This is a genomic window from Kitasatospora sp. NPDC048239, assembly GCF_043202015.1.
Lineage (GTDB): Bacteria > Actinomycetota > Actinomycetes > Streptomycetales > Streptomycetaceae > Kitasatospora.
In genome coordinates this window covers 344,873-357,740 of the sequence record NZ_JBICZP010000003.1, presented here as the reverse complement: position 1 = coordinate 357,740, position 12,868 = coordinate 344,873, and the positions used below count along the sequence as shown (strand labels likewise).

General features: G+C 72.9%; 14 protein-coding genes. 5 read left to right on the top strand and 9 right to left on the bottom strand.

Features of this window, described 5'->3' with window-relative positions; genetic code table 11:
- The first annotated feature begins 199 nt into the window (after positions 1-199).
- From ACGFZP_RS09410 to trxA, 5 genes are all read left to right on the top strand, one after another.
- Entirely contained in the window at positions 200-2,134 is a 1,935-nt protein-coding gene (locus ACGFZP_RS09410; RefSeq protein ID WP_392930304.1) for a protein kinase family protein, read from the top strand.
- 95 nt (positions 2,135-2,229) lie between these two features.
- Entirely contained in the window at positions 2,230-2,985 is a 756-nt protein-coding gene (sigM, locus tag ACGFZP_RS09405; protein WP_392931019.1) for an RNA polymerase sigma factor SigM, read from the top strand.
- Positions 2,982-3,932 carry an anti-sigma factor family protein gene (locus ACGFZP_RS09400; protein WP_392930302.1) on the top strand — a complete coding sequence of 317 codons (951 nt, stop codon included), beginning with the start codon at positions 2,982-2,984 and terminating at the stop codon, positions 3,930-3,932. Before sigM ends, ACGFZP_RS09400 begins: the two co-directional genes overlap by 4 nt.
- A 193-nt stretch (positions 3,933-4,125) precedes the next feature.
- The gene (gene trxB, locus ACGFZP_RS09395) at positions 4,126-5,109 is read left to right on the top strand and encodes a thioredoxin-disulfide reductase (RefSeq protein WP_392930300.1); all 984 of its coding nucleotides are present in this window, start codon (positions 4,126-4,128) and stop codon (positions 5,107-5,109) included.
- A 136-nt stretch (positions 5,110-5,245) separates the two neighbouring features.
- Complete coding sequence (trxA, locus tag ACGFZP_RS09390) at positions 5,246-5,572, top strand: thioredoxin (RefSeq protein ID WP_392930298.1); 327 nt, start codon at positions 5,246-5,248, stop codon at positions 5,570-5,572.
- A gap of 95 nt (positions 5,573-5,667) precedes the next feature.
- On the opposite strand, the gene ACGFZP_RS09385 is transcribed toward trxA, so the two are convergent.
- The 9 genes from ACGFZP_RS09385 to rpmH all read right to left on the bottom strand — a co-directional run bounded on the left by ACGFZP_RS09385 (position 5,668) and on the right by rpmH (position 12,565).
- Positions 5,668-6,285, bottom strand: a complete 618-nt coding sequence (locus ACGFZP_RS09385; protein ID WP_392930296.1) for a GNAT family N-acetyltransferase — start codon at positions 6,283-6,285, stop codon at positions 5,668-5,670.
- 126 nt (positions 6,286-6,411) lie between these two features.
- The gene (locus tag ACGFZP_RS09380; RefSeq protein ID WP_392930295.1) at positions 6,412-7,494 is read right to left on the bottom strand and encodes a ParB/RepB/Spo0J family partition protein; all 1,083 of its coding nucleotides are present in this window, start codon (positions 7,492-7,494) and stop codon (positions 6,412-6,414) included.
- A complete protein-coding gene (locus tag ACGFZP_RS09375; RefSeq protein ID WP_392930293.1) occupies positions 7,491-8,498 on the bottom strand; it encodes a ParA family protein in 1,008 nt (335 codons plus the stop codon). Before ACGFZP_RS09375 ends, ACGFZP_RS09380 begins: the two co-directional genes overlap by 4 nt.
- A gap of 296 nt (positions 8,499-8,794) precedes the next feature.
- Complete coding sequence (gene rsmG, locus ACGFZP_RS09370) at positions 8,795-9,631, bottom strand: 16S rRNA (guanine(527)-N(7))-methyltransferase RsmG (RefSeq protein WP_392930292.1); 837 nt, start codon at positions 9,629-9,631, stop codon at positions 8,795-8,797.
- Between the two features lie 190 nt (positions 9,632-9,821).
- Positions 9,822-10,352, bottom strand: a complete 531-nt coding sequence (locus tag ACGFZP_RS09365) for a protein jag (protein WP_392930290.1) — start codon at positions 10,350-10,352, stop codon at positions 9,822-9,824.
- 91 nt (positions 10,353-10,443) lie between these two features.
- Positions 10,444-11,616 carry a membrane protein insertase YidC gene (gene yidC, locus ACGFZP_RS09360; RefSeq protein WP_392930287.1) on the bottom strand — a complete coding sequence of 391 codons (1,173 nt, stop codon included), beginning with the start codon at positions 11,614-11,616 and terminating at the stop codon, positions 10,444-10,446.
- Positions 11,613-11,984 carry a membrane protein insertion efficiency factor YidD gene (gene yidD / locus ACGFZP_RS09355; RefSeq protein WP_392930285.1) on the bottom strand — a complete coding sequence of 124 codons (372 nt, stop codon included), beginning with the start codon at positions 11,982-11,984 and terminating at the stop codon, positions 11,613-11,615. The genes yidC and yidD overlap by 4 nt, the downstream gene beginning before the upstream one ends.
- A complete protein-coding gene (gene rnpA / locus ACGFZP_RS09350) occupies positions 11,981-12,409 on the bottom strand; it encodes a ribonuclease P protein component (protein ID WP_392930284.1) in 429 nt (142 codons plus the stop codon). Before rnpA ends, yidD begins: the two co-directional genes overlap by 4 nt.
- Before the next feature lie 18 nt (positions 12,410-12,427).
- Entirely contained in the window at positions 12,428-12,565 is a 138-nt protein-coding gene (gene rpmH, locus ACGFZP_RS09345) for a 50S ribosomal protein L34 (RefSeq protein ID WP_148643823.1), read from the bottom strand.
- Positions 12,566-12,868: the final 303 nt, after the last annotated feature.

The following is a 12,868-nucleotide window of genomic DNA, read 5'->3' as shown; positions in this document are numbered from 1 at the left end:
GGGGATCTCCCGGACCCGGCTGGCGGCCCAGTGCCGGATCTGCACCACATCTCTCCACCATCACGCAACCGCGAGGCCCTTTCAGCGGTCGTACCGGTGGAGAAGAGTGGGCACAATTGTCCTGGAGCGCAGGGCGGCCAACCTCTACGCTCCAGCGACTCTCTCAGGCCGGGGCGACACAAGGGGAGGCAGGACCACGGTGGCTGATGGCACCAAGGCGGTCGTCGACACGTCAGCAGCTGGCGGCGCGGCGGACGAGGCCGCACTGGCCGCGGCGATCGACGAGCTCGCCGATGAGGCGGCCTCGGCGGCCGGGGGCACCGACCGCGCCCCGAGCGACTCCGAGCCCTCCCCGAGCGGGGAGGAGACGTCGGAGATCACCGCGCCGCTGTCGGCCAAGGAGATCGCCGCCGAGCTGTCCGCCGGCGACGCCGCCGCGGCCCGGCGGCGGGCGGACGCGGCAGCGGCCGGGGCGGGCGCCGGCAAGGCCGCCGAGCGCCCCCCGCAGGACCCGCAGCCCACCGTCGACACCCGCGACACCGGCACCCTGCCGCGCACCCTCCCCGCCCCGCTGCGGCACAGCGGCGACACGATCGGCCACCGGTACCGGCTGGAGGAGTGCATCTCCCAGGCCGAGACCTTCAGCAGCTGGCGGGCGGTCGACGAGAAGCTGCGCCGGGCCGTCGGCGTCCACCTGATGGCGGCCGGCCACCAGCGGGCCCGCGCCGTGCTGGCCGCCGCCAAGTCCGCCGCGCTGCTCGGCGACCCGCGCTTCGTCCAGGTCCTGGACGCCGTCCAGGAGGGCGAGCTGGTCTACGTCGTCCGGGAGTGGCTGCCGCACGCCTCCGACCTCGCCAAGCTGCTCGCCACCGGCCCGATGGAGCCGCACGACGCGTACCAGATGGTCCGCCAGGTCACCGACGCGGTCGCCGCCGCGCACCGGCGCGGCCAGGCCCACCTGCGGCTCACCCCGCGCTGTGTGCTGCGCACCGACAGCGGCCAGTACCGGATCAACGGCATCGCGGTCGACGCCGCCCTGCGCGGCCTGCCCACCGGGGACGCCGACGGGGACGGCGGCACCGCCGACGACGCCGCGCGCACCGACACCCGCGCCATCGGCGCCCTGCTGTACGCCGCGCTGACCCACCGCTGGCCGTTCCCCGAGGACCGCTACGACCTCCAGGGCCTGCCCAGAAGCCTCGGCGACGTGCCGCCCGACCAGGTCCGGGCCGGCGTCCACAAGGGCCTCTCCGAGCTGGCCGCCCGCGCCCTGTTCGACCACCCCCCGCACCACGCCGAGCCGATCACCACCCCCGAGCAGCTCGCCAAGGCCATCGCGCTGATGCCCCGCATCCGCCAGCCCGAGCCCGAGCTGCCCGCCTACACCGCGCCGCCCCGGCACAACACCCACGCGCTGCCCACCGCGCCCAACCCGACCCGGGTGGTCGCCGCCCCCGGCACCGGCCCGGTCCCGATGGCCGCCCAGCCGGTCCGGCGCAGTCGGCGCCGGCTGCGCCGGGTGGTGAAGGCGACCGCCTGGACGGTCGCCCTCGGCGCGATCGGCGTCGGCTCCTGGCAGCTGGTCGACAGCCTGCGCAGCACCGGGCCCTCGGTGGCGGCCACCCAGCCCGCGAGCGGCACCAGCTCGGCCCCCGTGCAGGCGGCCGCGCACACCCCCGTGCCGATCCAGGTCAAGGAGGCGCAGTCCTACGACCCGGTGGGCACCAATCCGCCGAGCAACTACCTGACCGACAAGGCCTTCGACGGGGACCCGAACACCGTCTGGATCAGCTCCTGGTACCAGGACCCGTTCGGCCCGAAGCCGCTCCCCCGGGAGGGCACCGGCCTGCTGATCGACCTCGGCACGCCGCAGCCCGTCAGCTCGGTGAACGTCCAGTTCGCCGGCTCCACCACGGCGGAGCTCAGGGTCCCCGGCGCACAGGCCGCCGGAAACCCGCAGAAGGCCCAGCCGAACGCCTTCACCGTGGTCGACAAGGGCAGCGGCACCACCGTCGACTTCGCCGCCCAGGCGCCGGTCACCACGCGCTACCTCTTGCTCTGGATGACCAGCCTGCCGAAGGATAACGACGGCAGGTTCCGCGGCCACGTCGCCGACGTCAAGGTCTTCGGCTGACCGCACCGGCGCGGACGGCCCAACGCGGACGACCCGACGCGGGACGGCCCGGCACAGGACATCAGGACGGCACAGGACGGGGAGGGGCGGTGGCAGTGACGGACGGCGCGGACCGGACGGACGACGACGCGGCCCTCCTCGCCCGGCACGTCGCCGGCGACCGGGAGGCCTTCGGCCTGCTGGTGAACCGCCACCGGGACCGGCTCTGGGCGGTCGCCCTGCGCACCCTGGGCGACCGCGAGGAGGCCGCCGACGCCCTCCAGGACGCCCTGGTCTCCGCGTTCCGCTCCGCCCACACCTTCCAGGGCCGCTCGGCCGTCACCACCTGGCTGCACCGGATCGTGGTCAACGCCTGCCTGGACCGCGCCCGGCGCACCGCCACCCGCCGCACCAAGCCGCTGGACGACGACCCGCAGCGGCTGGACTCCCTGGTCGGCTCCGCCGAGCCGGCCGACAGCCCGGTGGTCCGCGCCGAGGTGCACCGGGAGGTCACCGCGGCACTCGCCGAGCTCCCGGTCGAGCAGCGGGCCGCGCTCGTCCTGGTCGACATGCAGGGCTACCCCGTCGCCGAGGCGGCCGAGCTGCTCGGGGTGCCGGTCGGCACCGTGAAGAGCCGCTGCGCCCGCGGCCGCGCCCGGCTGCTGCCGCTGGTCCGCCACCTCCGCGAGGACGGCGGCGGCGCGGCGGCGGCCGCCGTTCCACGTGAAACGCCGACGGCCCGGCCGGGCGGCGGACCGGTCCGCGGCAGCGCCTCCGGGCCCCCTGGGAACCCACCGGCCGCCCGCACCGTCACAGGGACAGGCCCGGACACCGGCCGACCGATCCTGGAAGGAGACGCGAGCACGCGATGACTGCCCCCCTCTCCTCCCCCGACCCCACCGGACCGCACCCCGGCGTCGACGAGCTCGCCGACCTCGCCGAGGGGCTGGTGGAGTCGCCCGAGACCGCCGAGGCGCTGCGGCGCCACCTCGCCGACTGCGCCGAGTGCCGTGAGACGGCCGAGGCGCTCGCCGAGGTGCAGGCACTGCTCGGTGCCGCCGAGACGCCGCCGATGCCCGCCGACGTCGCCGAGCGGCTCGACGCCGCGCTGGCCGCGGCCGCCACCGAGACCGACGCCGCCGAGGCCGTCGACAAGGCCGTACGCGGCCCCCAGGAGCCCTCCCGACCGGCACACCGGGGCGAGGGCCCGACCCGACCGGCACGCCCCGCCACAGCGGCCTCCGCGCCGCCCGGGCGCCCCGCGGCGGGGACCGCGCCCACCGCCCCCGGCGGCACCGGCCCGGGCCGCCCCCGTCGGCGCCGGGCCCGGCTGCTGCTCGGCGCCGCCGCCGCGCTGTTCGCGGTCGGCCTCGGCGGCGCCCTGCTGCTGCAGCCGGACGACCGGCAGCCGTCGAGCAGCAGCGCGGCCCGCGCCGACGCCCCGGCCGCCACCTCCGTCCCCGCTCCCGGCACCCCGCCCCGGCCCGAGGCCGACGGCGGGACGGCCTACCGCGAGGACGCGCTGGCCGCCCAGATCCAGCAGCTGATCGCCCAGGGCGGCCGCCCCGGCAGCCCGGCCGCCAAGCCCTCCGCCGGACCGCCCGTCGACGGCGAGCAGGGGATCCGCGGCCACAGCGCCACCGCCTGTCCGGCACCCGTCGACGGCACCCCGCTGGCCACCGACCGGGGCAGCTTCGCCGGCGCCCCGGCGGAGGTCCTGGTGTACGCCGTGCCCGGCCACCCGGACCAGCTGGACGTCTACCTCCGGACCCCCGACTGCGGGCCGGTCCTCCTGCACCGCACCGTCCCGACCCGCTGAGCGGCACATCCGGCGTTCCGCGCCCCGCGATCCGAACGATCCACGCCCGGCACGACCCGACGCTCCCAGAGTTCGGGCACCTGGTACTGATCCGCCTGGGAATGCGGGAGACTGGTCAGTCGTTGTCCCGGGCGGCGGAGCAGGACCGCCCTCCCCGCACTAGCGCGGGTCGCGATGCGAACCAGGAGATGCAGTGAGCGACGTCCGTAACGTGATCATCATCGGTTCCGGCCCGGCCGGCTACACGGCTGCGCTCTACACCGCCCGAGCCTCCCTCAAGCCGTTGGTCTTCGAGGGTGCCGTCACCGCCGGTGGCGCGCTGATGAACACCACCGAGGTCGAGAACTTCCCGGGCTTCCGGGACGGCATCATGGGCCCCGAGCTGATGGACAACATGCGGGCGCAGGCCGAGCGCTTCGGCGCCGAGCTCATCCCGGACGACATCGTCTCGGTCGACCTCACCGGTGACGTCAAGACCGTCACCGACTCCGAGGGCAACGTCCACAAGGCCCGCGCCGTGATCGTCACCACCGGCTCGCAGCACCGCAAGCTGGGCCTGCCGAACGAGGACGCGCTGTCCGGCCGCGGGGTCTCCTGGTGCGCCACCTGCGACGGCTTCTTCTTCCGCGACCAGGACATCGCGGTGGTCGGCGGCGGCGACACCGCCCTGGAGGAGGCCACCTTCCTCTCGCGCTTCGCCCGCAGCGTCACGATCATCCACCGCCGTGACAGCCTGCGCGCCTCCAAGGCGATGCAGGAGCGCGCCTTCGCCGACGAGAAGATCCGCTTCGAGTGGAACAGCGCGGTCGAGGCGATCCACGGCGACCCGAAGCTGACCGGTGTCACCCTGCGCGCGGTGGCGAACGACGGAAGCAGCACCGGGGAGACCCGTGAGCTGCCCGTCACCGGCCTGTTCATCGCGATCGGCCACGACCCGCGCACCGAGCTGTTCAAGGGCCAGCTGGAGCTGGACGCCGAGGGCTACCTCAAGGTCGAGGCCCCCTCGACCCGCACCAACATCCCGGGTGTCTTCGGTGCCGGCGACGTCGTCGACCACACCTACCGCCAGGCCATCACGGCCGCCGGCACCGGCTGCTCGGCCGCGCTGGACGCCGAGCGCTACCTGGCCTCGCTGGCCGACCTGGAGGCCCAGGCCGCCGCGACCGTCACGGTCTGATCCGCCCCACCGCCCGATCCCCCGCGGGGGTGTTCCACGTGAAACACCCCCGCGCCGGCCAGGCAGAAACAGAACGGGTCCGCCCGTTGTTCTCCTGGCAGCAGCCCTCTTTGCCGTTTGACCCTGAGGAGTCCCCGTGGCCGGCGCCACCACCACCGTCACCGACGCGACGTTCAAGGCCGATGTCCTGGACAGCGAGAAGCCCGTACTGGTCGACTTCTGGGCCACCTGGTGCGGCCCGTGCCGCCAGGTCGCCCCGATCCTGGAAGAGATCGCGGCCGAGCACGCCGACAAGCTGACCATCGCCAAGCTGGACGTCGACAGCAACCAGCAGACCGCCGCTCAGTACAACGTGATCTCCATCCCGACCCTGATCGTCTACAAGGGCGGCGAGCCGGTGAAGTCCATCACCGGTGCGCGTCCGAAGGCCGCGCTGCTGCGCGAGCTGGCCGAGTTCATCTAGGTCCGGCCGACGACCACGCGAAGGCGGCGCTCCCCCACCGGGGAGCGCCGCCTTCGTCGTTCACACCAGGGATCCGGGCCGACCGGGCCAGGGGCTCAGAACGGCCGCAGCGCCGGCTCCTTGCGCGCCCCGCCGAGCAGCCGCTCCAGCGCCCCCTCCACATCGCCCCGCCAGGAGAGCGTGGCCCTGGCCTCCAGCCGCAGCCTCGGGTAGCGGTGGTGCGGCCGTACGGTCTTGAAGCCCACCGCCAGCAGATGGTCGGCCGGCAGCACGCAGCTCGGCGGCTCCCGTCCGACCGCGCCGAAGGCCTCGATCGCCCGGACCCCCCGCCCCAGCAGATCCTTGGCCACCGTCTGCACCAGCACCCGGCCGAGCCCCTGGCGCTGGAAGCCCGGCACGACCCGGCTGATCATCAGCTGGACGGCGTCCGGGGAGACCGGACTGGTCGGGAAGGACTGCGAGCGCGGGACGTAGGCGGGTGGGGCGTAGAGCACGAACCCGGCCGGGACGTCGTCCACATAGACGATCCGGCCGCAGGACCCCCACTCCAGCAGCACCGCGGAGATCCAGCCCTCCTTCTCCAGCTCCGGCTTGCCCGACTCCACCGCCGCCCTCCCGCTGACCGGATCCAGCTCCCAGAACACACAGGAGCGGCAGGTCGTCGGCAGGTCCGCGAGGTTGTCCAGCGTCAGCGGAGCGATTCGGCGTCCCATCCCCCGCACCTCCTCGTCCACTCCACAGTCGAGCATTCCCCCCGAATGCCGATGGGTGCATGTTCCACGTGAAACCCGGCTCACGTACAACACGCACCCATCGGCAGTACCACTCCCCGGAGTGGCTCAGCTCTGCGACAGCCGCAGCCCGTCCTCGCCCGGGGCCAGGCTGTCCAGGATCCGGTTCAGGTCCTCCACCGAGCCGAACTCCAGGACGACCTTGCCCTTGCCGAGCTTGCCGCCGCGCTGCGAGACCTCGACCTTGACCCGGGTGTCGAAGCGGTCCGAGAGCCGGCTCGCCAGGTCGTTGAAGGCCGGGGAGAGCAGCTTGCCCGCCTTCGGCCCGACCGGGCGCTGCGGCTTCTCCTCGCTGTCGATCAGCCGGACGATCTCCTCGGTGGTGCGCACCGAGAGGCCCTCCGCGATGATCCGCTTCGCCAGGTGCTCCTGGCGCTCCGCGTCCGGCACACCCACCAGCGCCTTGGCGTGCCCGGCGGTCAGCACACCCGCGGCGACCCGGCGCTGGACGGCCGGCGAGAGCTTCAGCAGCCGCAGGGTGTTGGTGACGTGCGGGCGCGAGCGGCCGATCCGGTCGGCCAGCTCGTCGTGCGTGCAGGAGAAGTCCCGCAGCAGCTGGTCGTAGGCGGCGGCCTCCTCCAGCGGATTCAGCTCCGCCCGGTGCAGGTTCTCCAGGAGGGCGTCCAGCAGCAGCTTGTCGTCCTCGGTGGCCCGGACGATCGCCGGGATCTGCTCCAGCCCGGCCTCCCGGGAGGCCCGCCACCGGCGCTCGCCCATGATGAGCTCGAAGCGCTCGGGCGCGACCTGGCGCACCACCACCGGCTGGAGCAGGCCCACCTCCTTGATGGAGGCGACCAGCTCGGCCAGCTTGTCGGCGTCGAACACCTCGCGCGGCTGGCGCGGGTTGGGGGTGATCGCGTCCAGCGGCAGCTCGGCGAAGAAGGCACCGACCGCCTGGGCCGGCTCCGCCGTCGCCGTCTCCCGGTCGGCCTGCTCCCGCAGGCTCTCGGCGGCCGCCCTGGCCGCCACCGTGCCCCGGCCGGTCGGCACCACCGGCACCGCTGCCGGTACCACCGTGTCGGCCACCGCCACCGCGACCGCCGCGGGCTGCGTGGCCACCGCGCCGTCCTCCGGCGTCGCGGCCGGGATCAGCGCCTTGAGTCCTCGTCCGAGACCCCTGCGACCACTCACCGATTGCCCTCCGTCGTGCTGTGCTGTGCCATCGGGGCGTCCTGCCCCGGCTCGCCATCCCGCTGCTGGCCGTCCTGCTGCTGGCCGCCGCGCTGCTGGCCCACCAGTGAACCACCGCTCCCGGCGACCACCGCCCGCATCGCGAGCTCCCGGGCGGCCTCCAGGTAGGAGAGCGCCCCGGTGGAGCCGGGATCGTAGGTGAGCACCGTCTGACCGTAGCTGGGTGCCTCCGAGATGCGCACCGAGCGAGGGATCGCGGTCTGCAGCACCTCCTGCTGGAAGTGCGTCCGGACCTCCTCGGCCACCTGGGCGGCCAGCCTGGTCCGGGCGTCGTACATGGTGAGCAGGATGGTGGAGACGTGCAGCGTGGGGTTGAGGTGTGCCCGGACCAGCTCGACGTTGCGCAGCAGCTGGCCGAGACCCTCCAGCGCGTAGTACTCGCACTGGATCGGGATCAGCACCTCCTGGCCCGCGACCAGGGCGTTGACCGTCAGCAGGCCCAGCGAGGGCGGGCAGTCGATCAGGATGTAGTCCAGCGGCTGCTCGTACGCGGCGATGGCGCGCTGGAGCCGGCCCTCCCGGGCCACCAGCGAGACCAGTTCGATCTCCGCGCCGGCCAGGTCGATGGTGGCGGGGACGCAGAACAGCCCCTCGACGTCCACCACCGGCTGCACCACGTCGGCCAGCGGCTTGCCCTCCACCAGGACCTCGTAGATCGACGGCACCTCGGCGTGGTGGTCGATGCCGAGTGCGGTGGAGGCGTTGCCCTGCGGGTCGAGGTCCACCACCAGGACCCGCAGTCCGTGCATGGCGAGCGAGGCGGCCATGTTGACGGTGGTGGTGGTCTTGCCCACCCCGCCCTTCTGGTTGGCCACCACGATCACGCGGGTGGCGGCGGGCCGGGGAAGCCCCTCCCCCGCCCGTCCGATCGCCTGGACCGCAGCCTGGGCAGCACGCGCGATGGGCGTGTCATCGATCTGGTCGATGGTCTCCGAGTCCTGCATGGGGGTCAGTGTTTCACGTGAAACCGGAGCGGCAACAGTCGCCGCCCGGATGAGACCGAGCCCGCGGCGAAGCCGCTTGTCGAGACCGTCTGAAAGCAGGGAGCGACGTTTCACGTGAAACACCATGCCCGCTATGTCGGAAATCTGACGGTGCGACACTCCGATGGGCGGCTGTCCCCCTGATGGCCGTCCGGATGTCACCCGGGCGCCGCAGGAGCGGCACGAACGGCACGCGCAGGCGGACAGCAGAGCGGGCGGGTGGTCCGAGGACCACCCGCCCGCTCTCCCGGCTTCGCTCAGCGCCCGCGGCGCCGTCCGCCCCGGGTCCGGTCGCCACCGCGCACGGCGGCCCCGGCGTTGCGCCCGGCCCGGGCCGCCTTGGCCCGCCTGGTCGCCGCCTTCACCCCGCCCGGGCTCTCCCCCGCCTTGACCTGGACCACCCGGGTCGAGGTCTCCAGGGTGCCCTCGCCCACCGAGATCACCGTCCACTCGACGGCGCCCAGCTTGGTCAGCCCGGCCCGCGAGTCCGCCAGCTCCTGCTCGGCGCTGTCGCCCTTGAGCGCCAGCATCTGGCCGTGCGGGCGGAGCAGCGGCATGCCCCAGCCGGCCAGCCGGTCCAGCGGTGCGACCGCGCGGGCCGTCACCACGTCCACCGCGATCTTGCCGACCATCTCCTCGGCGCGGCCGCGCAGCACGGTGACGTTCTCCAGCTGCAGCTCGCGGACCACCTCCTCCAGGAAGGTGGTCCGGCGCAGCAGCGGCTCCAGCAGGGTCACCGACACGTCGGGCCGGGCCAGGGCGACCGGGATGCCCGGCAGGCCGGCACCGGAGCCGACGTCGCACATGGTCGACCCGGGCGGCAGCAGCTCGGCGAGCACGGCGCAGTTCAGGACGTGGCGGTCCCAGAGCCGCGGCACCTCACGGGGGCCGATCAGACCGCGCTGGACACCCGCCGTGGCCAGCAGCTCGGTGTAGCGGACGGCGGCGTCGTAGCGCTCGCCGAACACCTCCCTGGCCACGGCCGGCGCCTCGGCCAGCCCTTCGGCGGCCGCACCCTCGACAGCCGGACCGTCCGCGGCCGGGTTGGTGTCACCCGTCCCGGGCTCGCCCGCCGCCGTGCTCTCCGTGTCCATCTCAGCCTCTCCGCTCCCCGGATCCACCGACCCGTGCTTCGCACCGTTTCACGTGAAACATCTCCCGCCGGGCCGCGGCCCCGCAGAGGGACGACGACCCCGCCCGCACAAGGCGGACGGGGTCTCAGTCGCCAACCGGTCGTTCCGACGCCCCCGGCCGTGTGGGGCCGGGCGTCGGTGCCACCTGCTGTCAGGCCGGCAGCACGACCACGAACCGCTGGGGCTCCTCGCCCTCCGACTCACTGCGCAGACCCGCCGCGGCCACCGCGTCGTGGACGACCTTGCGCTCGAACGGGGTCATCGGCCGCAGCTTGACCTGCTCACCCGTGCTCTTGACCTGATCCGCGGCCTGGGCGCCGAGCGTGGCCAGCTCCGAGCGCTTGCGGGCCCGGAAGCCGGCAATGTCCAGCATGAGGCGGCTGCGCTCGCCGGTCTCCCGGTGGACAGCCAACCGGGTCAGTTCCTGCAGCGCCTCCAGCACCTCGCCGTCCTGGCCGACCAGGCGCTGCAGCGCGCGGTCGTTGCCGTCGCCGACGATGGAGACCAGGGCGCGGTCGCCCTCCACGTCCATGTCGATGTCACCGTCGAGGTCGGCGATGTCGAGCAGACCCTCCAGGTAGTCCGCCGCGATGTCGCCCTCCTGCTCCAGGCGGGAGATGAGGCTGTCGTCGGCGCTGGCGGCGGCCTCGGCCTCGACGGCGGAGGTGGTGCCTTCCGTCACTGATGGACTCCTTCGGAGATGGGCCCGGGTGGTGGGCCGGAAACGAGGATCGGGGGGCCGCCCGGTCGCTCCGGGGGCGGGGCCGGTCGGGTCAGGACTTCTTCTTCGGCCGCTGGCCGCCCTGCCCGCCACGCTTCGGCTGCTGCCGGGTGCCCGGCCGGGTGGTTCCGGGCTTGGTGCCACCCGGCTTGCCCGTGCCCTGCTTGGCCGCGGCCGGCTTGGCGTCGCCGGACTCCGCCGGGGCGGCGTCCACGGGCTCCTCGGTCTGCTCCGGGGCGTCCTTGGTCAGGCTGGCCGTCTGGGTGCCACCGGTGTGCTGGCGCTGGGCCTTGGTCTGCTTGCGCGGCTGCTGGCGGCGGACCTGCACCGACTCCTCGACAACGGCCTCGGCGGAGGCGGTCGACTTCTTCGGGGGGAGCAGGCCGAACATGGCGCCCTTGATCACGGTGCCGTCCGGGTTGATCCGGCCGGCTTTCTTCAGCCGCGCCTGACGCTCGTCCCACGCCTTGCTGCCCGGCGTCGGGTTGTTGCGGATGACGATCAGCTGCTGGCCCATCGACCAGACGTTGGTGGTCAGCCAGTAGACGAGGACACCGACGGGGAAGTTGATGCCCATCACGGCGAACATGATCGGGAAGACGTACATCAGCATCTTCTGCTGCTGCATGAACGGCGTCTTGACCGAGAGGTCGACGTTCTTGGTCATCAGCTGGCGCTGGGTGATGAACTGCGACAGCGACATCAGGATGATCATCACGGCCGTGACGATCTTGACGCTGACCTCGGTGCTGCCGAGGAAGGTCGCCGACAGCGGGGCACCGAAGATGTGCGCCTGGCCGGCGCTGGTCAGCAGGTCACCGTGGATGACGCCGATCGGCTCGCTCTTCGCGACCTTGGCGAGCACACCGTAGAGAGCGGTGAAGAACGGCGCCTGCACGAGGATGGGAAGGCAGCTGGAGAACGGGTTGGTACCCGCCTCCTTGTACAGCTTCATCATCTCTTCGGACTGGCGCTGCTTGTCGTTCTTGTAGCGCTCCTGGATGGCCTTCATCTTCGGCTGGATCGCCTGCATGGCCCGGGTCGCCTTGATCTGCTTCACGAAGAGCGGGATCAGGCAGATCCGGATCACGACCACCATCGAGGCGATGGCCAGACCCCAGGCCCAGCCACCGTCCGGGTCGAAGACGTGGCTGTACAGCGAGTGGAACTGGACGATGATCCAGGACACCGCTGTGTACAGGGGGTTCAGGAAGGAGAAGGTCACCGGTCAGGCTCCTTGGACATTGGGATTGGCCGCACAGGGCCAATGGTCGCCGGGCCCTCGGGGTCCGGACCGGCGGGGGGCGTGGTCACCGGCTGACCGGCGGCGGACCTGCGGCTCAGCAGATCGCGCAGCCGGCGGTGCCACACCGGATGCTTGCGCGGCGGGACATGGTCCACCCCGCCGGGCGTCCACGGATTGCAGCGCAGGATGCGCCACGCGGTCAGGCCGCCGCCCTTGACCGCCCCGTGCACCTTCACGGCCTCGAAGCCGTAGTGCGAGCAGGAGGGGTAATAACGGCAGACCGGACCGAGCAGTGGGCTGATGGTCCACTGGTAGACCCGGATCAGACCCATCAGCAGGTACTTCATCGCCCTGCTCCCGTCGGCGCCGCGGCGGCGGGCTCCGCCTTCAGCAGCCGCTTCAGCGCCGCGTCAAGATCGCGTTCAAGATCCTGGTACGAGGCGGACGCGGCCTGGGGCAGCGCACGCACCACTATCAGGCTACCGGCGGGCAGCCTGGAGAGACGATCACGGACGAGATGGCGCAGGCGCCGCTTCACCAGGTTGCGGACGACCGCCGGACCGACGGCCTTGCTCACGACGAAACCCGCACGCGCCGAAGGAGTCCCCTCGGCGACGTGCGGGCGGGAGTCGCTGGTCCGGTCGGCCTGCCCCTTGAGGTCCCCGTCTCTACTGAGATGGACGACCAGAAGGGGCCGACCGGCCCGGCGACCGCGTTTCACCGCGGTCGCGAAGTCCTGGCGCCGCCGCAGCCGGTTTTCGGAGGGCAGCACAACAGACTCTGGCGCGAATCAGGCGGAGATGGCGCTGCGGCCCTTGCCACGGCGGGCGGCCAGGATGGCACGGCCGGCACGGGTACGCATACGCAGCCGGAAGCCGTGGGTCTTCGCGCGACGACGGTTGTTCGGCTGGAAGGTGCGCTTGCTCACTCGGGGGCTCCTGAGGTGAATCGTAGGATGACGGGTGATCGCTTGGCCGTCACCGTGCGTCCGCGTGATCTCCCCTGATACGGAAATCCGGCCCATCACCCCAGTTCGGCTGGGGTTCAGGCAATCCACGGCGCCCGTGCTGCGCGCCTTATGGAGCGGGCGGACCCGCGGACATGCGGCAGCGGCCATCGACAACTCGACCTGGTTACGGTACGCGGGACGGGGCACGAGGGTCAAACCAGCCGTTCACACCCTGGCGTCGGAACGCCGCATCCCCCGCCCTTCGCCCACAGCCTGTGGACA

Excerpts from the sequence above, each read along its gene's own strand:
- rsmG (WP_392930292.1), bottom strand. The coding sequence starts at position 9,631 with ATGGACACGGAGAGCACGGCGGCGGGCGAGCCCGGGACGGGTGACACC.
- ACGFZP_RS09400 (WP_392930302.1), top strand. The coding sequence starts at position 2,982 with ATGACTGCCCCCCTCTCCTCCCCCGACCCCACCGGACCGCACCCCGGC.
- yidD (WP_392930285.1), bottom strand. The coding sequence starts at position 11,984 with ATGAAGTACCTGCTGATGGGTCTGATCCGGGTCTACCAGTGGACCATC.
- ACGFZP_RS09375 (WP_392930293.1), bottom strand. The coding sequence starts at position 8,498 with ATGCAGGACTCGGAGACCATCGACCAGATCGATGACACGCCCATCGCG.
- ACGFZP_RS09385 (WP_392930296.1), bottom strand. The coding sequence starts at position 6,285 with ATGGGACGCCGAATCGCTCCGCTGACGCTGGACAACCTCGCGGACCTG.